Source organism: Streptomyces sp. NPDC089424 (genome assembly GCF_044749345.1).
Lineage (GTDB): Bacteria > Actinomycetota > Actinomycetes > Streptomycetales > Streptomycetaceae > Streptomyces.
Genome location: NZ_JBIVHU010000004.1, coordinates 174,550 through 191,847, shown reverse-complemented (window position 1 = coordinate 191,847; position 17,298 = coordinate 174,550). Strand labels below are relative to the sequence as shown.

Sequence of the window (17,298 nt, the reverse complement as noted above, 5' to 3'; positions counted from 1 at the left end):
CGGGCGGCCCGGCGGATCAGGCCGCACCGCACCCCGCCTCGCACCGGCCCGAGCCGCAGGGGCATCCCGAAGCCGAAGAGCCGCTCGCCCGGCCGTACGTCACCGAGGCCCTCTCCAGGCCCCAGGCGCCCACCCCGTGGGCACGGGAGGCGGAGACAGAGTCGTCGCACGCAGTCCCGTCGGGTGCCATGGGTACGTCGACCGCTCAGGGCGTCGCGGCCGAGGTCGCGGCGGACCATGAACGAATAAGCCGGGCGGCCGTGTCGACGCCCGCGCCGCCCCCGAACCGTACCGAAGCCCGGCCGTACGACCAGCGTGCCACCACCGCCACCGAGGCCCCGCCCGCCCCTCGTCGCGTGCCCTCGCAGCGTCCGGCTCCGGCAGACCACACCGAGCCGTCGCTCTTCACAGCCGGCGGCAGCCCTTCCGCCGCACCGGCTCCGCACACGACACCGGCTCCGCACGCCGAGTCGGCCGTGGCCCCCGCCCCCGCCGCGGCCCCTCAAGCCCCCGCCGCGGCCCCTCACCCGCCCGCTACGGCCTCACCCGCACCGACCCCGGCATCACACCCCTACGCACCGACCGCGCCCCCGCAGACCGCCCCCGCCGCCTCCGCCCCGCAAGCCGCGCCCGCCGACCCGGCCCCGCCCGCAGAGCCGTCCGTCTCCGGTTCCCCCCGGGACGCCTCCCCGGACGCGGTCCTCATCCGGCGCACCATGTCCACCGTCGCCCCCGTCGCGGACAAGGTCACCTCGTACTTCTACGCCCTGCTCTTCGTGCGCCACCCCGATCTGCGCCCCCTCTTCCCCGCCGCGATGGACGCACAGCGGGACCGCCTGCTCAAGGCGTTGCTCACGGCCGCCGAGCACATCGACAACAGTGACGTGCTCGTTCCCTACCTGCAGAACCTGGGCCGCGGGCACCGCAAGTACGGCACGCAGCCCGACCACTATCCGGCCGTGGGCGAGTGCCTGATCGGTGCGCTGAGCCGGTACGCCGAGTCCGTCTGGAACGACGAGACGGAGGCGGCCTGGGTGCGGGCGTACACGACGATCTCGCAGGTCATGATCGACGCTTCGGCCGCCGACGAGCTCCGCTCCCCGGCGTGGTGGCACGCGGAGGTCGTCTCGCACGACCTCAGGACCCCTGACGTCGCGGTCGTCACCGTCCGCCCCGACCAGCCCTACCCCTTCCTCGCCGGGCAGTACACGAGTCTGGAGACACCGTGGTGGCCGCGCGTCTGGCGGCACTACTCCTTCTCTTCGGCGCCGCGCTCCGACGGCCTGCTCAGCTTCCATGTGAAGGCGGTCCCGGCGGGCTGGGTCTCCAACGCCCTGGTCCACCGTGCCCGGCCCGGCGACGTCATCCGCCTCGGCCCGCCGGCCGGCTCGATGACCGTGGACCACACCACGGACAGCGGGCTGCTGTGCCTGGGCGGCGGTACCGGTATCGCGCCGATCAAGGCCCTGGTCGAGGACGTCGCCGAGCACGGCGAACGGCGGCGGGTCGAGGTCTTCTACGGCGCCCGTACCGACCACGACCTGTACGACATCGACACGATGCTCCGGCTTCAGCAGGCCCACCCCTGGCTCTCCGTCCGCGCGATCATCGACCAGCAGTCGCACCTCCAGCTCCCCGACGCGATACGGGAGTACGGTCCCTGGACCGAGTACGACGCCTACCTTTCCGGCCCGCCCGGCATGATCCGCAGCGGCGTGCACGCCCTGAGGGACATCGGCATCCCTTCCGCGCGTATACGGCACGACTCGGTGGAGGAACTCGTTGCCACCGGCAGCTGACAGGTACGAACTCCGGCCCGGCGGCCGGTTCAGCCGAGGTCGGGCGCGTGCATGGCCCGTACGCCCTCGATGTTCCCGTCGAGGTAGTGCCGCAGCGACAGCGGTACGAGGTGCACGGAGGCGATCCCGACGCGGGTGAACGGCACTCTCACGATCTCGTACTCACCCATGGGCTCCTCGACCTCGGGGCCGTGCCGCAGGGACGGGTCCATGGATTCCAGCCGGCAGACGAAGAAGTGCTGCACCTTCACCCCGGTCGAGGCAGTGTCCTCGCCGATGTGCTCGACGGTGTCGACGAAGCACGGCACGACGTCGGTGACCTTGGCGCCGAGTTCCTCGTACACCTCGCGGTGCAGGGCGTGGACGACGGTGGGGTCGCCGGGCTCGACCCCGCCACCGGGGGTGACCCAGTAGGGATCGACGCCGGGCTTGGTGCGCTTGATCAGAATGAGGTCGTCGCCGTCCAGGAGAACGGCGCGGGCGGTGCGCTTGACCACGGGTCGGACGGTCATGGGAGAAATGTGGCCCGCGATGTTCCACGTGAAACATCGCGGATCGTCACCCCCGGGTATCGGTGAGTAAAGCCCCCGGATGCCCCGCTCAGCACCAGTCGGCGGCCGCCCGCTGGAGCCACTCGTGCGCCCTCGCGACATGCGGCATGGCCAGCGTTCCGGTGCGTACGACCAGGAAGTACGTGCGCAGCGGCGGTACCGCCGGTTCATGCAGCGCGACCACCTCGCCGCGCTCCAGGGCGGGCCCGCACAGATAGCGGGGCAGCACCGCGAGCCCGGCACCGGCGGCGGCGCACCCGAGGACGGCACGCAGGTCGGGAACGATCACGGTGCCGGAGGCGGCGGGGCGGGAGTCGAAGACGGAGGCCCAGTAGCGGGCCACGAACGGGAGGGACTCGTGCACCTCCACCACGGGGAGGTTCTCCAGGGCGGGTGCGCCCTTGTCGCGCAGGGTCCCGGCGTCGATCTCCTCGGCCCAGCGCGGGGCGGCGACCAGGACGTGCTCCTCGTCGCAGAGCGCAGTCGCGCTGAGCAGAGCGCCGCGTGGGCGGGCGGTGCTGATGGCCAGATCATGATGTCCGGCGGCCAGCCCCTCCAGTGCCTCCTCGGCGTTGCCGAACGAGGCACGCAGGGCGAACCCCTGCCCGTCGTCCCCGGTGAGTTCCACGAGCGCCGGCAGTGCTCGTTCGGCGGTGAACTCCGGTGGGCCGGCCAGGTGCAGCGTACGGAGCGAGGACTCGTCGTCCAGTCCGCTCTCGGCGATCTCCACCAGCGCGTCCAGATGCGGAGCGGCCTTGTGCGCGAGCTCGTCGCCCGTGGTGGTCGGCGTCACGCCACGCGCCTGGCGCAGGAAGAGGGGGCGACCCAGCTGTCGTTCGAGCGTGCGTATCTGGGAGGTCACGGCCGGCTGGGACAGGCCCAGCAGCGCCGCGGCGCGGGTGAAGGAGCCGGCCCGGTGCACGGTCACGAACGTGCGCAGCAGGGCCAGATCCATGGCGCGCCCACCCCTTCCCGTGCACTGCTCCCACCCCTGAGGCAGGGCCCAACTATAAATAAGTCGGTAGGTCTCTGTCGCTACTGTGATTGGACACTGACAGAGAGTCAACTAGCCTTGTTCGCGCGGTTCTTAGCGCTGAGAACCGCGGACGGTCCGAGCCACGAGGGGGGAGGCTCGGACCGTCCGATCTGCGTAGCCGGATCCCTCACCGGGCGTCCGGCGGGCGGTCACCGCGCCGACTCGTCCAGGGCCCGCAGCACGTCCGCGACCAGATCCGAGGGGTCCTCGGCTCCGACCGACAGCCGGATGAAGCCCTCCGGTACGGCGTCGCCTCCCCAGCGCCCCCGCCGCTCGGCGGTGGAGCGCACCCCGCCGAAGCTCGTCGCGTCGTCCACGAGCCGCAAGAGGTCCAGGAAGCGGTCGGCACGCGCGCGGCTGGGCAGCGTGAAGGACACCACGCAGCCGTAGCGGTGCATCTGCTCGGAGGCGATCTTGTGGGACGGGTCGCTCTTCAGCCCCGGGTAGCGCACCCCGAGGTCCTCGTGCCAGTCGCGCAGCGCCTCGGCCACCGCCAGGGCGCCGACGCTCTGCCGGTCGACACGCATCTGGAGTGTGGCGATCGACCGATGGGCGAGCCAGGCCTCCATCGGCCCAGGGATCGCCCCGACGATCTTGCGCCACCGGCGTACGGCGGCCATGGCCTCGGCGTCGAGGCCGGCGACGTAGCCCAGGAGGATGTCGCCGTGCCCGGTGAGCTGCTTGGTGCCGCTGGCGACGGAGAAGTCGGCGCCCAGCTCCAGGGGGCGCTGCCCGAGCGGTGTGGCGAGCGTGTTGTCGACGGCGACCAGGGCGCCGCGCGCGTGTGCCGCCTCGGCGAGGCGACGGACGTCGCACACGTCGAGACCGGGGTTCGACGGGGTCTCGATCCACAGCAGCTTCGCGCCGTCCAGGACGTCGAGCTGGGCGTCACCGCCGGTCGGCGCGGTGCGCACCTCGATGCCGAACGCCTCCAGCTGCTGCCGCACCAGGGGCAGGACCTGGTAGCCGTCGCTGGGCAGGACGACCGCGTCGCCCGCCCGCAGCTGCGAGAAGAGCACCGACGAGATGGCGGCCATCCCGGAGGCGAACACGAGGGTCTCGGCGTCCCCCCGCCCGGGCGCCTCCAGCTCGCCGATCGCCCGCTCCAGATGCGTCCACGTCGGGTTCTCGTCGCGGCCGTAGGCGTACCCTCCTGTCGGGTCGCCCGGCAGGTGGAAGTGGGCGGCGAACACCGGACCCGGCAGGGTCGGCTCATGCTTCACCGGCTCGGGCAGTCCCGCCCGCACCGCGCGTGTGCCCTCGCCGAGGCCCCGCTCCGCGCCCGTACCGTCTGCCGCATCACTCATGCCGCCCGTCCTTCCACGTCCTCGCGTACCGCGGCGAGCAGTCCCGTGCTCGCCGCCTCCACCATCTCAAGGACCTCATCGAAGCCGTCCGCGCCCCCGTAGTACGGATCCGGGACGTCGAGGTCGCCGCCCGCGTCGGGGTCGTAGGAACGCAGCAGGCGCACCTTCGCCGCCTCCTGCTCGGTGGGCGCGAGGCGGCGCAGCGCCGTCAGATGGCCGGCGTCGAGTGCGACGACCAGATCGAGCCGCGAGAACCACGCCTGCTGGAACTGCCGGGCGACGTGCGCCCCGTCGTAGTCGTGTGCCCGGAGCACGGCGACGGTGCGCGGGTCGGCCGGCTCGCCCTCGTGCCAGCCGCCCGTGCCGGCGCTGTCGACCTCGACGAGCCCTTCCAGACCGGCCTCCACGACGCGTGCCCGGAAGACGGACTCGGCCATCGGGGAGCGGCAGATGTTGCCGGTGCAGACGAAACAGATGCGGTAGGTCATGGTGCTCAGTCCCGGTCGGGAAGGATGACGTTGAGGGCCCAGGAGACGATCGAGATGATCAGGGCGCCCAGGACGGCCGTCCAGAAGCCCTCGACATGGAAGCTCAGGTCGAGCTTGTCGGCCAGCCACGAGGTCAGCAACAGCATCAGCGCGTTGACGATCAGGGTGAACAGACCCAGCGTGAGAATGAGCAGCGGCAGGCTCAGAAGCTGAACGAGCGGCTTGACCAGAACGTTCACCAGACCGAAGATCAGCGCGACCACGAGCAGCGTGCCGGCCTTCTTGGCGGTGCTGTCCCCGGTAAGGGTGATCTTGTCGAGGAGCCACACGGCGACTGCCAGGGCACCGGCATTGGCGAGCGTCTTGACTAGGAAATTCATCATGTGTCTGATCGTGGCAGACGAGATCGGATACGAGTACGGGCGTGAGGCGACGAAGCGATGAAGGCATTCCGGCTGGACGAACTGGAGGCGGAGCGCGCCGCCAACGACGGCGCCTACCTGCAGTTTCTGCGGGAGCGGAACATGTCGGTCGGTCTCTACGCACTGGACGCGGGCGAGCATGATCCGCAGAAACCGCACAACCAGGACGAGGTGTACTTCGTCGTCAGCGGCCGGGCCGCGATCACCGTCGGCATGGAGACCACCGAGGTGGCTCGGGGCAGCGTGGTGTACGTCCCGGCCGGTGTGGCACACAAGTTCCACCACATCAGCGAGGACCTGCGGGTGCTCGTGGTGTTCTCGCCGCCCGGGAACTGACCGGCGGGCTCGGGGTTTTCGGTTGAGTCTCGCCCGGATTCCCTAGGGGATCGGTCAGGGGAGGACAAGGGCTGCCGGGCCCCCGGGAGGCGCCCTGCCGGCCCTAGCATCGAGGCAGGACATCAGAGGACCTGGCGGGACCGGAGGGCTCAGCGGGAGCCGTGCGGCCGGTGGGCGGAGAGAAGGACAAGGGCGATGGGAGAGATCTTCGCGGGTCTGCCGTGGTGGGTTAAGTGGATCGCGGTGCCGGTCATCGCCCTGGTCGTGTTCGGCGGCGTGATAGCCAGCGTCGTGGGCTTCGTGATCGGGCTGCTGTTCAAGGTGCTGGTCTTCGTCGCCCTGGTCGGCGGACTCATCTACGTCGTGCGCAAGTTCACGACGAACTCCTCGTCGCGTGGCGACTGGTAAGAGGAGAGGGTGACGGGAACCGGCGCCAGGTGTCGCCGGTTCCCTCGGGGGAGGGAAGTTTCCCGGGCGGACGGTCTGTGAGCGGTGGCAGGCCAATAGAGTCCGGAACTCGACGCGGGAAGCGCCCCGCGAACGGCGTACGCACCCGTACACCCCCTCCCGTGTTACCCCTGCACGGGCTGCCCCCCTCGCGCTTCGGGAGTGACCCTTGGCCACGGCAGACACCGCACCCGCAGATTCCTGCGCCCCCACACCCGCTCACCCCACCACCCTCATCGGCTCCGTGCAGCGCGCCATCCGCCTGCTGGAGGCCGTCGCCGCGCACACCTACGGCGCCCCCGCCAAGCAACTGGCCCGCGAGACCGGCCTGGCGCTGCCCACGACGTACCACCTGCTGCGCACCCTGGTGCACGAGGACTATCTGCGCCGGGAGAAGGGGCTGTTCTTCCTCGGTGAGGCGGCGGAACGGCTGAGCAGTAGCGGGGCGGAGCAGAAACGTCGCAGCACGGTCATCGGCGCCCTGGCGCGCTGGCGGGACTCCCTCGGTGTGCCCGTCTACTACGCGGTCTACCGCGAGGGTGAGATCGAGATCATGTGCGTCTCCGACACTCCCGGCAATCCGGCGGTGGAGGAGTGGGCCGACTTCCGCGAGACCGGCCACGCGCACGCGATCGGACAGTGCCTGCTGTCCCAGCTCGACGAGAGCATCCGCCGGGACCACCTCGATCGCTATCCCGTGCAGTCCATCACCCCCTACACCGTCCCGGACAGCCGCACCCTGCTGCAACGACTCGAACGTACGAACCGGATGGAACCGGTGACCGAGCGCCAGGAGTACGCGCTGGGCACGGTGTGCGCCGCGATTCCCCTCACTGTGGGTGACACGGCCGGAACGATGGCGATCTCGCTTCCCAGTCACCAGGCGGACCGACTGCTGCCCGCGGTACGGCAGTTGCGGAGCGAGGTGGGCCGGTCGGTGGGGTCACTCGCGCTCTCTATCAGTATCTGAAAACTCACTCCTTGTGATCTGGTGTGTACTTTCAGCAAGATGCCACCAGGTATTCAGGTTCATTCCCGGCCAATCGAACGGCAAGTGACGGGGTAGGCGATGCGCGAGTCCGTACAGGCAGAGGTCATGATGAGCTTTCTCGTTTCCGAGGAGCTCTCCTTCCGCATCCCTGTGGAGCTGCGCTACGAGACGCGCGATCCCTACGCGGTGCGGCTGACCTTTCACCTGCCCGGGGATGCCCCGGTCACCTGGGCCTTCGGCCGGGAGCTGCTGATCGACGGGGTCGGGCGGCCGTGCGGCGAGGGCGATGTGCGGGTCTCGCCGGTGGAGCCCGAGTCGCTGGGCGACGTTCTGATCCGGCTTCAGGTGGGCAGCGACCAGGCGTTGTTCCGTTCCTCCACGGCGCCGCTGGTCGCCTTCCTGGACCGCACGGACAAGCTGGTGCCGCTGGGCCAGGAGGGGGCGCTCGCCGACTTCGACGCGCATCTCGACGAGGCGCTGGACCGGATTCTGGCGGAGGAGCAGAGCGCCGGGTGAGCCATGTGACGGATGAGGCTGGTGTAACGCTTCGCCTGGGGTGAGTGGGTGCGGCCCCGGCGGCCCTCGCTGTGGGGGCCGACCTTGCAGGAACGCTTCTGCGGGTGCGACGGGCAGGCCGAGCCACGCCCCATGTCGCTCAGCGCTTGCGCCGCCGCCCCCTTCCCGTGCGGGCGGGTGCGGGAGCCTCACCGCCCGCACCGACGGGGGCCGGCGCTGTGCCGGGCGTCTGACCGGACCTGTCGGCAGCAACCACGAGGGCCGCGAGTGCCGTCGTGACCGGCACCGCCGCGACCAGGCCGATCGAGCCGACCAGCGTGCGCACGATCTCCTCCGCGACGATCTCGCTGTTGGCGACGGTCCCCACGCTGCTCTGGGCGATGGAGAAGAGCAGCAGCAAGGGCAGCGCGGCACCCGCGTAGGCGAGGACCAGGGTGTTGACGACGGAGGCGATGTGGTCGCGGCCGATGCGGATGCCGGCCCGGTACAGGCCCCGCCAGCCCATCGTGGGGTTGGCCTCGTGCAGTTCCCAGACCGCCGAGGTCTGCGTGACCGTCACGTCGTCGAGGACACCCAGGGAACCGATGATGACGCCGGCCAGCAGCAGACCGCTCATGTCGATCGTCGGATAGAGGCCGTGGATGAGGCCGGTGTTGTCGTCGGTGTTGCCCGTGAGTGCCGCCCAGTCGATGAACAGCAGACCGAGGATGCCGATCAGCACCAGAGAGATCAGGGTGCCGAGCACGGCCACGGATGTTCGCGCCGACAGGCCGTGACACAGATAGAGCGCGATCAGCATGATGGCGCTCGCCCCGACCACGGCTACGACTAGCGGGTTCGAGCCCTGGAGGATCGCGGGCAGGATGAAGAAGTTGAGCACCAGGAAGCTGATGGCCAGCGCGATCAGGGCCATCACGCCGCGCAGTCGTCCCACGGCCACGACGGCCAGCGCGAAGAGGCCGGCGAGCAGCGTCATCGGCAGACGGCGGTCCACATCGGTGACCGAGTACTGGAGGTTCTCGGGTGCGGAGGGCTCGTAGGCGACGACGACCTTCTCGCCCTCCTCCAACTGCCGCGACTGGTCGGGCTGCACGATCTCGGTGAAGGTGCGGCCCTTGTCCTCGCCGGTGTCGATCCGGATCGTCGCGCGCTTGCAGGTGCCGCTCGCCTGCTGCTGGGCGGAGGAGCCCTCGGCGGTGGAGGTGTCGCCGTTCGGAGTGGGTGCCGAGCCGTTGACGGAGTCGCAGGGCAGCTCCTCGACCTTGGTGACCGTGGCCTGCTGGGTCTGCCGGTCGAATCCGACACCGGTGCGCTCGTGCGGGGGTGCGCCGCCGGGCCACAACACGACGAGGCCGACCACCACGGCGGCGGCGAAGGGGATGAGCACCGCGGCGATGACCTTGCGCAGGTGCTTGGAGACGGGGGCCGCGGGGCCGTGGGCGTGACTGTGCGAGTGCCCGTGGCCGTGTCCGCCGCCGGAGCCGTGTCCCCGCCCGTCTCCGGGGCCCTGGCCACCGCCGGGTCCGTGGCCGTGTCCCTGGCCGCCGGGCCCGTTGTGCGCGTCGTCGTCGCCCTGGCCGAAACCGTGGCCGGGAGCGCCGCCCCACCCCTGACCCTCACCGGGTACGCCCCCGGCACCGGTCTCGTGCTCGTCCCAGCCGCCGGGCCCCCTGTTCGAGGCAACCCCACCCCGGCCGACGTACGACCCTTCGCCCGGACCCGAGCCGCCCGAGCCGGAGCCGCCACCCGGACCGAAGCCGGACCCGTTCCCCGGACCGAGGCCGGACCCGTTCCCCGGACCGAGGCCGGACCCGTTCCCCGGACCGAAGCCGGTCCCGGCGCCCGCCCCCATGCCGGGAGGACGCCCCCCTGCGCCGCCAGGAGCGCCACTCGGCCCCCGGCCCGGAGCGCCACCTCCGCCGGCGCCGCGAGGACTGCCAGGACCGCCAGAACCGCCAGAACCGCCACCGAGTCTCATGCCGGGAGCCTGCCCCATGCCACCGGCCGGAGCGCCACGACCGCCGCGAGTGCCACCCCCGCCCATGTCCGAGCCGCGTCCCGACCCCCTGCCGGAGCCGGTTCCGCGCGGTGGTTCGTGCGGCGGGAACGGGGGCTGCTGATTCGTGGTCACCGACCGATCATCGCAAGAACGACGGGGGCCCTCTGTTCACCGCGCCCGAATTGACGCTAGCGTGGAGACACCTTTGTACACGCGGGAGCTCGGAGCACCGGGCTGAGAGGGCGCTGACCTTCGTCTTCGCAATGTTTCACGTGGAACGTGACTCGACATGAGTGATGTTTCCCATGAAACGCCGACAGACGAGAACCGCTGCGTCGACCGCCGAACCTGTTACCGGGTAATGCCGGCGTAGGGAGATCGGTCTCATGGCCAACAAGGACGCACGCACGCCTGCCTCCACGCAGAACGCGACGGACGACGCGCACGACGGGGAGGCCGGGAAGTCCATCGGCTGGCACAAGGCGTATGTCGAGGGCTCCCGCCCCGACCTGCGCGTGCCGGTCCGTCAGGTGCACCTCACCAACGGGCAGTCGGTCACGCTGTACGACACATCGGGCCCGTACACCGATCCAATCGTCGAGACCGACGTCCGCCGCGGCCTGTCGCCGCTGCGGGAGAACTGGATCATCGCCCGCGGCGACACGGAGGAGTACGCGGGCCGTCCGGTCCGCCCCGAGGACGACGGGATCAAGCACACGTCGCCGCGCGGCGGGCTGCGCAACCTCGACGCGGTCTTCCCCGGCCGCCCCCGCCTGCCGCGCCGCAGCCGCGACGGACAGGCCGCCACCCAACTCGCGTACGCGCGCAGGGGCGAGATCACGCCCGAGATGGAGTACGTCGCCATCCGGGAGAACGTCTCGCCCGAGGTCGTGCGCGAGGAGATCGCCGCGGGCCGGGCCGTCCTGCCCGCGAACGTCAACCACCCGGAGATCGAGCCGATGATCATCGGCAAGCGGTTCCTGGTGAAGGTCAACGCCAACATCGGCAACTCGGCCGTGACGTCCTCGATCGAGGAGGAGGTCGAGAAGATGACCTGGGCGACCCGCTGGGGCGCCGACACGGTCATGGACCTTTCCACGGGCCGCAACATCCACACCACACGCGAGTGGGTGCTGCGCAACTCCCCCGTCCCCATCGGCACGGTGCCGCTCTACCAGGCGCTGGAGAAGGTAGACGGCAGGGCCGAGGAGCTGACCTGGGAGATCTACAAGGACACGGTCGTCGAGCAGGCCGAGCAGGGCGTGGACTACATGACGGTCCACGCGGGTGTCCGCCTCGCGTACGTCCCGTTGACGGCGAACCGCAAGACCGGCATCGTCTCGCGCGGCGGCTCGATCATGGCGGCGTGGTGCCTGGCGCACCACAAGGAGTCGTTCCTGTACGAGCACTTCGAGGAGCTCTGCGAGATCCTCGCCGCCTACGACGTCACGTACTCGCTGGGCGACGGCCTCAGGCCGGGCTCGATCGCGGACGCCAACGACGAGGCGCAGTTCGCCGAACTGCGCACGCTCGGGGAGCTCAACCGGATCGCGAAGCGCTGCAACGTGCAGACCATGATCGAGGGCCCGGGACACGTCCCGATGCACAAGATCAAGGAGAACATCGACCTCCAGCAGGAGATCTGCGAGGAAGCCCCCTTCTACACGCTCGGCCCGCTGACCACGGACGTCGCCCCGGCGTACGACCACATCACCTCCGGCATCGGTGCCGCGATGATCGCCTGGTGGGGCACGGCCATGCTCTGCTACGTCACGCCCAAGGAGCACCTCGGCCTGCCCAACCGTGACGACGTCAAGACCGGCGTCATCACGTACAAGATCGCCGCCCACGCGGCCGATCTCGCCAAGGGGCACCCCGGTGCGCAGGAGTGGGACGACGCGCTGTCCGACGCACGTTTCGAGTTCCGCTGGGAGGACCAGTTCAACCTGGCCCTCGACCCGGACACGGCTCGTGAGTTCCACGACGAGACCCTCCCTGCCGAGCCGGCCAAGACCGCGCACTTCTGCTCGATGTGCGGGCCGAAGTTCTGCTCGATGAAGATCTCCCAGGACATCCGCCGTGAACACGGCGGCACGCGGGCGGAGATCGAGGAGGGCATGGCGGAGAAGTCGAAGGAGTTCGCCGCCGCGGGCAACCGGGTGTATCTGCCGATCGCGGACTGACCCGCCCGGTTCGACGGGGTCGCGCAGGCCGTACAACGGCCCCGGCCCCGTCCTCGCCGGGACGGTCCAGCCCGCACACGGCAGCACACGGCATCGCAGGTCTGTGGCTTGCGCACCACGGGGGGGCGCAAGCCGCAGATCATTCCGGCTTGTGGTCCGGGCCTCCGAAATCCGGGCTGGAGTAGTCCGGGCTCGAAAAGCTCGGGCGGGCGCCCGACGGGCCGTCACCGGGGCTGGTGAAGCCCGGACGGTCGTAGCCCAGGTGCGGCATACGACTGGTCGGGATGGTCGGGGCAGCACGGTGGAGTGCGGCCTGGCCCGGTGTGGCGAGGGCCTCCCGGAGGAACGGCAGGATGCCGTTGTCCAGCAAGGCCTGGCGCCAGGCCTCCCTCGCGGCGGCCACCTCGCCGCTGAGTTCCTCGTAAGGACCGGAGTTCAGTGCTGGCCGGTTGCGCAGAGCGGTGATCAACAGGCCGACGGCGGCGAGCAGGATGGCGACCGCCGTCACGGCGCCGAACACCCAGCCGGTGGTGACCATGGTCTGAGCGATGCCCGGCTCGGGGTCGAGCATCTTCAGGGTGTAGCCGACGAGCAGGAAGATCGCCGCGGCCGTGCCGGCCAGGACGGGTGCCAGGACCGCGATGATCGCGACGGCGCCCGCGCCGACCGTCTCGGCGGCGGCCTCTCCCATGGTGGTGGCGAGCCCCATGGCACCCGTGCCCGGCTCGTCGGAGCCGGACTCGCGGGTGGCCGACGGGGTGGACGGCGCCGGGCGGCGCAGTTCCTCGCGGACCTTGACGTAATGCTGGTACTCGGTCGCCGCGGCCGCCGTGATGAGTGCGGTGGCGTTGAGCGCCATGGTGCGCAGCTGTTCCGGGTTGAGCCGCTGTCCGACAGCGGCCAGTTCGGGTCGGTGGTGCGCCGAGCGCAGCGCCTCGTCGAGGAGCCGCTCGTACTCTTGGCGGTCCTCGCTCAAAAGGTGCTGCGGAACGCTGTTCATGTGCATCCCCCGATGCTCCGTAGGGCTTGGGGCTCGCACGCTGACGAGCCGTCGGGCAGAAACGGAGGGGAGCCTGCTACGGATAAGGCGATGGTAGAGCGGCGACGGTGCGCCGTGACAGGGGGTTTCCAGAAATTGGCCGCAGGTCCGCGCGGTGGTGCGCCGGTCCGGCGCCCGCCGTGCCTGCCCGGGGAACGCTCAGTCGCCGAGGGGAAGTTGCTGGACCAGCAGCTTTCCGGCCATGGTCACGCCGCCGTCCATCGCGATGGCCAGTCCGTCGGCGTAGACATGCGGTCCGTCGACCACCGGACCCGCGCTGTCCTCGCCGTCCTCGGACCCGACCTCACCCAGCAGATAGGGAATGGGGCTGTGCCCGTGAACGATCCGGGTGCCGCCGTACGTATCCAGCAGAGAGCGGACGGCTTCGGCGCCACCCTCGTCGCGGAAGGAGAAGCGCTTGGTGAACTTGCGGAACAGGTCCCAGACCTCGTCCGCGTCGTTGCGGGTGAGGGCCTCGCGGACGTTGTCGTTGACGGCCTCGATGGAATCGCCGTAGTCGAGGTAGGCCGTGGTGTCCGAGTGGACGAGCAGATGGCCGTCGGTCTCGGTGAGCGCGTCCAGCCGGGCCATCCACTGCAGGTGGTGGTCCTGGAGGCGGTCCATGTCGGTCTTCTGGCCGCCGTTGAGCAGCCAGGCCGCCTGGAAGGTGGCGGTGCCCGCGCCGGAGTTGACGGGGGTGTCGCCGAACCGCTTGGCGCCGAGCAGCAGCAGTTCGTGGTTGCCCATCAGGGCCTTGCAGTAGCCGCCGGCCGCGGCGGCCTCGGCGGACAGCCGCATCACGAGGTCGATGACGCCGATGCCGTCGGGACCGCGGTCGGTGAAGTCGCCCAGGAACCACAGCCGGGCCGTGCCCGCGCACCACTGGCCGGCGTCGTCGACGAGGCCCTTCTCGCGCAGTGCCGCCATCAGCTCGTCGAGATAGCCGTGCACGTCGCCGACCACGAACAGGGGCCCGGGCCCGGTGGTGGACTGCTGCTCCGGCGTCGGCACGGCCGACGGGTCGACGGTCACCTGCACCGTGTCGCCGCGGTTGATGACCGGCAGGTCGCGCTCGGTGGGCGTATATCCCTCCGGATGCTCCACCGGTTCCACGACGGGGCTCGCGACGTCACCGGGGTGCGCGCTGTGGTCGTACGGACCGGTCTCGTGGACGTAAGCGGGCACCCGGAAGTCGCGCAACGTCGCCGTGCGCTCCACCTCGGGTCCCTGACCGGCCCCCTGAGTCATCGACCCCTCCACCATCGCGCCGCATCTGCACCGCGTCGGACTGCCTGGTCGCAGCGGCCCGCGGTGTCGTGGGCCCATCATAGGAATGCGGATCGCGCCGTGTGATGACCCAGGGGTGGTGAATCGGAGCGGGAGTCCGGTTCATCGCGGCTTTCGCCCCGTTTGAGCCGGGCTTTCCCCCCGTCCGGTGTCCGTGCGACGTCACCTCCGTGTGGTGCGCTACCCCTCGTCGGGCGTACGCGGCGGACTGACCGTCGTGCGCGGTGAGCGTCGCTGGGACGAGGTGCGCACGATCAGTTCCGTCGGTATCACCTGCTCGACCGGCTGGTCCGAATCGACGCCCTCGATGGCGTCGATCAGCAACTGGACCACGGCCGTGCCGATCCGGCGCGGCTTCAGGGAGAGCGTGGTGATGGGCGGCTCGGTGCTGGCGTACACGGTGGACTCGCTGCAGCAGACCAGCAGCAGATCGTCCGGTACACGCAGCCCGTAGCGGCGGGCGGCCGCGAGCAGGTCGGTGCCGTTCGGGTCGAACAGGCCGTAGACGGCGTCCGGCCGGTCGGGCCGGGCGAGGAGGCGGTCGGCGGCGACCGCACCCGCGCAGGGGTCGTGGGCCGGGTACGCCTCGTAGACCGGGGTCTGGCCGACCCGCTCGCACCAGCGCAGGTACGCCGTGGTGGACAGGTGGGTGTAGGTGTCCGTCGTGGTCCCGGTCAGCAGGCCGATCCGGCGGGCGCCGGCCTCGGCGAGGTGGTCGAGGATGCCGAGCACGGCGGCCTCGTGGTCGTTGTCGACCCAGGCGGTGACCGGGAGCGGGCCGGCGGGACGGCCGTCGGAGACGACCGGTAAACCCTGCCTGACCAGCTCGCTGACGACCGGGTCCTGGTCGGACGGGTCGATCACGACGGTGCCGTCGAGTGCCACGTTGGACCACACGTCGTGACGCGAGGTCGCGGGCAGGATGACGAGCGCGTATCCACGGGCGAGCGCGGCCGAGGTGGCGGCGCGGGCCATCTCGGCGAAGTACGCGAACTCCGTGAAGGTGAAAGGTTCATCCCCGTACGTCGTCACGGTGAGACCGATCAGGCCGGACTTGCCGGTACGGAGGGTTCGGGCGGCGGCCGAGGGGCGGTACCCCAACCGGTCGGCGACCTCGCGGACATGGCGTCGGGTGGCGTCCGGGAGCCGGCCCTTCCCGTTGAGGGCGTCGGAGACGGTCGTGATGGAGACCCCGGCTGCGGCGGCCACATCTCTGATGCCCGCCCGGCCTGGCCGACTTCCTCGACGAGAGGTTTCCGCGCGGCTCACCTGGTGCTTCCCTGCTGCTGTCATGGCGAGCCGATAGTAGGGCTCATGCGGTGGGGTAGGGCGGACGCATATGCACCCGTTGACAGGTACGTTTCTGCAAGGTCATAGAGAGTGAAATGCCTTAGAAATAAAGGGAGTTGGGGTCACATATTGAAGTACGTGACTTGTCGGGAAGCACCCACCTGCCACGACCCCGATGTTTCGAAGAGGTCTCAACTCACCTGACCGGGCGATGCGCGCCAGGGCGTGAGCCACCGGCGCGTAGATATATGTGCGGCGCGCCCCCTGATTCGTACGCCTTCATGCGGTGATGCCCCTGATGCCGGTGGGGCTGATGTGGTGTGGCCCCACCCATTCGCAGCCGCCCCGAATCCTCATAAGGTGAGAAGCATTGGAAGCCGGCGGCGGTCAGGGGCCCCGGTGGTCGCGAGGAGGACTGCGGTGAGCGAGACGAGCCCGAAGCTGCGTGCCGAGCTGGAGGGGATTCCCACCTACAAGCCGGGCCGGCCCGCCGCGGCCGACGGCCCGGTTGCCTACAAGCTGTCCTCCAACGAGAACCCCTATCCACCGCTGCCCGGCGTGATGGAGAGCGTGACGGCCGCCGCCTCGTCGTTCAACCGCTACCCGGACATGTTCTGCACGGACCTGATGAACGAACTGGCCGACCGCTTCGGGGTCCCGGTCTCCCACCTGGCCACCGGCACCGGCTCCGTCGGCGTCGCCCAGCAGCTCGTGCAGGCCACCAGCGGGCCGGGCGACGAGGTGATCTACGCCTGGCGCTCCTTCGAGGCGTACCCGATCATCACGCAGATCAGCGGTGCCTCGTCGGTGCAGGTGCCACTGACGCCGGGCGCCGTGCACGACCTGGACGCCATGGTGGACGCGATCACGGACCGGACCCGGCTGATCTTCGTCTGCAACCCCAACAACCCCACGGGGACGGTCGTACGGCGGGCCGAGCTGGAGCGGTTCCTGGACCGGGTGCCGAGCGATGTCCTGGTCGTGCTCGACGAGGCGTATCGCGAGTTCATTCGCGACCCCGAGGTGCCGGACGGCGTCGAGCTGTACCGGGAGCGGCCGAACGTCTGTGTGCTGCGCACGTTCTCCAAGGCGTACGGGCTTGCCGGGCTGCGCGTCGGGTTCGCCATCGCCCATGAGCCGGTGGCCGCCGCGCTGCGCAAGACGGCTGTCCCGTTCGGGGTGAGCCGGCTCGCGCAGGAGGCGGCGATCGCCTCGCTGCGTGCCGAGGACGAGCTGCTCGGCCGGGTCGGGTCGCTGGTGTGTGAGCGCAACCGTGTCACCGAAGGGCTGCGCGACCAGGGTTGGGCGGTTCCCGAGACCCAGGCGAACTTCGTCTGGCTGCCGCTCGGTGAGCACACGGTCGCCTTCGCGGCGGCGTGCGAGCAGGCAGGCGTGATCGTGCGGCCGTTCCCGGGTGAGGGTGTGCGCGTGACGATCGGTGAGACCGAGGGCAACGACATCTTCCTGAAGGTGACGGAAGGCTTCATCAAGAGCCTCTGATCTTCGGAGGTTCCGGTCCTCGGAGGTTCCGGTCCTCGCAGGTTCCGGTCCTCGGGGGTATCCGGTCCCAGGAGCTTCCGAGGCGGAGGAGGGCGGCGACCGCGCCG

Annotated in this window: 16 protein-coding genes; 7 read left to right on the top strand and 9 right to left on the bottom strand. The window is 70.3% G+C overall.

Going from position 1 to position 17,298, the window contains the following annotated elements:
• Positions 1–188 precede the first annotated feature (188 nt).
• Positions 189–1,799 (top strand): globin domain-containing protein, encoded by a 1,611-nt coding sequence (locus tag ACIP2X_RS20540; RefSeq protein WP_401675815.1) that lies wholly within the window; start codon positions 189–191, stop codon positions 1,797–1,799.
• A 29-nt stretch (positions 1,800–1,828) separates the two neighbouring features.
• Here the strand turns inward: ACIP2X_RS20540 and ACIP2X_RS20535 are convergent, their stop codons facing one another.
• The 5 genes from ACIP2X_RS20535 to ACIP2X_RS20515 all read right to left on the bottom strand — a co-directional run bounded on the left by ACIP2X_RS20535 (position 1,829) and on the right by ACIP2X_RS20515 (position 5,564).
• Positions 1,829–2,311, bottom strand: coding sequence for an NUDIX domain-containing protein (locus tag ACIP2X_RS20535; protein WP_401674954.1), 483 nt, complete (start codon positions 2,309–2,311; stop codon positions 1,829–1,831).
• Positions 2,312–2,399: 88 nt separating this feature from the next.
• Entirely contained in the window at positions 2,400–3,305 is a 906-nt protein-coding gene (locus ACIP2X_RS20530) for a LysR family transcriptional regulator (protein ID WP_401674950.1), read from the bottom strand.
• A gap of 230 nt (positions 3,306–3,535) precedes the next feature.
• Complete coding sequence (locus tag ACIP2X_RS20525) at positions 3,536–4,693, bottom strand: cystathionine gamma-lyase (RefSeq protein ID WP_401674947.1); 1,158 nt, start codon at positions 4,691–4,693, stop codon at positions 3,536–3,538.
• On the bottom strand, positions 4,690–5,181 hold the full coding sequence (locus ACIP2X_RS20520; protein WP_401674945.1) for a low molecular weight protein-tyrosine-phosphatase: 492 nt from the start codon (positions 5,179–5,181) through the stop codon (positions 4,690–4,692). Before ACIP2X_RS20520 ends, ACIP2X_RS20525 begins: the two co-directional genes overlap by 4 nt.
• 5 nt (positions 5,182–5,186) lie before the next feature.
• Positions 5,187–5,564: a phage holin family protein gene (locus ACIP2X_RS20515; protein ID WP_401674943.1), complete on the bottom strand. Its 378-nt coding sequence runs from the start codon at positions 5,562–5,564 to the stop codon at positions 5,187–5,189.
• A 57-nt stretch (positions 5,565–5,621) separates the two neighbouring features.
• On the opposite strand from ACIP2X_RS20515, the gene ACIP2X_RS20510 reads away from it, so the two are divergent.
• From ACIP2X_RS20510 to ACIP2X_RS20495, 4 genes are all read left to right on the top strand, one after another.
• Positions 5,622–5,939, top strand: coding sequence for a cupin domain-containing protein (locus tag ACIP2X_RS20510; RefSeq protein ID WP_401674941.1), 318 nt, complete (start codon positions 5,622–5,624; stop codon positions 5,937–5,939).
• 195 nt (positions 5,940–6,134) lie between these two features.
• Entirely contained in the window at positions 6,135–6,347 is a 213-nt protein-coding gene (locus tag ACIP2X_RS20505) for a DUF5326 family protein (RefSeq protein ID WP_401674938.1), read from the top strand.
• Between the two features lie 283 nt (positions 6,348–6,630).
• Positions 6,631–7,356 carry an IclR family transcriptional regulator gene (locus ACIP2X_RS20500; RefSeq protein ID WP_401675813.1) on the top strand — a complete coding sequence of 242 codons (726 nt, stop codon included), beginning with the start codon at positions 6,631–6,633 and terminating at the stop codon, positions 7,354–7,356.
• A gap of 99 nt (positions 7,357–7,455) precedes the next feature.
• Positions 7,456–7,893: an SsgA family sporulation/cell division regulator gene (locus ACIP2X_RS20495; protein WP_401674935.1), complete on the top strand. Its 438-nt coding sequence runs from the start codon at positions 7,456–7,458 to the stop codon at positions 7,891–7,893.
• Between the two features lie 139 nt (positions 7,894–8,032).
• Here ACIP2X_RS20495 and ACIP2X_RS20490 read toward each other — a convergent pair whose 3' ends face one another.
• Complete coding sequence (locus tag ACIP2X_RS20490) at positions 8,033–9,745, bottom strand: YibE/F family protein (protein WP_401674932.1); 1,713 nt, start codon at positions 9,743–9,745, stop codon at positions 8,033–8,035.
• A gap of 533 nt (positions 9,746–10,278) precedes the next feature.
• Here ACIP2X_RS20490 and thiC point away from each other — a divergent pair.
• Entirely contained in the window at positions 10,279–12,075 is a 1,797-nt protein-coding gene (gene thiC, locus ACIP2X_RS20485) for a phosphomethylpyrimidine synthase ThiC (protein WP_401674929.1), read from the top strand.
• Between the two features lie 139 nt (positions 12,076–12,214).
• On the opposite strand, the gene ACIP2X_RS20480 is transcribed toward thiC, so the two are convergent.
• From ACIP2X_RS20480 to ACIP2X_RS20470, 3 genes are all read right to left on the bottom strand, one after another.
• Positions 12,215–13,081, bottom strand: coding sequence for a hypothetical protein (locus tag ACIP2X_RS20480; protein ID WP_401674927.1), 867 nt, complete (start codon positions 13,079–13,081; stop codon positions 12,215–12,217).
• 192 nt (positions 13,082–13,273) lie between these two features.
• Entirely contained in the window at positions 13,274–14,377 is a 1,104-nt protein-coding gene (locus ACIP2X_RS20475) for a metallophosphoesterase (RefSeq protein ID WP_401674925.1), read from the bottom strand.
• Between the two features lie 204 nt (positions 14,378–14,581).
• Positions 14,582–15,694 carry a LacI family DNA-binding transcriptional regulator gene (locus ACIP2X_RS20470; RefSeq protein ID WP_401674923.1) on the bottom strand — a complete coding sequence of 371 codons (1,113 nt, stop codon included), beginning with the start codon at positions 15,692–15,694 and terminating at the stop codon, positions 14,582–14,584.
• A gap of 417 nt (positions 15,695–16,111) precedes the next feature.
• Between ACIP2X_RS20470 and hisC the strand changes: the two genes are divergently transcribed.
• Positions 16,112–17,191, top strand: coding sequence for a histidinol-phosphate transaminase (hisC, locus tag ACIP2X_RS20465; protein WP_401674920.1), 1,080 nt, complete (start codon positions 16,112–16,114; stop codon positions 17,189–17,191).
• The last annotated feature ends 107 nt before the right edge of the window (positions 17,192–17,298 follow it).